The sequence below is a fragment of the Affinundibacterium seohonense genome, assembly GCF_014284305.1.
Taxonomy (GTDB): Bacteria; Pseudomonadota; Gammaproteobacteria; order Burkholderiales; family Burkholderiaceae_D; genus Undibacterium; species Undibacterium seohonense.
The window spans coordinates 1-663 of record NZ_JACOFW010000078.1 but is presented as its reverse complement, the minus strand read 5'-3'; the positions used below and the strand labels follow the sequence as shown (position 1 = coordinate 663).

At 43.1% G+C, this 663-nt stretch carries 1 protein-coding gene; it reads right to left on the bottom strand.

Annotated features, from left to right (window positions below; genetic code table 11):
* Window positions 1–3 precede the first annotated feature (3 nt).
* Window positions 4–663: IS110 family RNA-guided transposase (locus H8K52_RS20625; RefSeq protein ID WP_186924792.1), on the bottom strand; the 660-nt coding region annotated here is incomplete at its 5' end.

The following is a 663-nucleotide window of genomic DNA, read 5'->3' as shown; positions in this document are numbered from 1 at the left end:
CCGTCAAGCGAATTCTGGATTAAATGGGATCTTGGATTTTAAAATAGCGAAGGCCAAAGAAAGAAGTTTCCTCATGCAGGCAATGATAGCGATCATCTTTGGTTTTCCAGCGACGAGTAGTCGTTGATAGAAATGACGAATACTTGGGTTGTGCTGTAAAGCGACAATAGCGGGCATATAAAGACCAGCTCGTAGGCGCGACGATCCCGTTTTAGATATACGCCCTTTACCTCGAACTGAAGACCCTGATTCATGTGGTTTAGGATTCAAGCCAGCGAAGGCGACGACAGACTTCGCCCCCTCGTGTCGATCAAAAGGTATTTCCGCCAATAGCAATGCCGTCGTAATTTTACCTAAACCAGGAATTGAATTTAATAAGTCACTTTGCTGGCGCAGATCCGGATCGTCATTAATATGCGATTGAATTGCACGCGTAATGAGTTTAATTTCTGCTTCTATCGTCGTCAAAATAGTGTGAATAGATGGTGCAACAACAGGCAAAGAAACATCGAGTCTATTTCTCTCTTGTTGTTGAATATCTTTCAGTGATTCTAGACGACGAACTAATGCTTGTAACTGACGAATATTGGCTGGAAGTGGCGTAAATAGTGGTGGTTGCATCGCTTGGCAGAAACGTGCAATGAGTTTTGCATCAGTTTTATC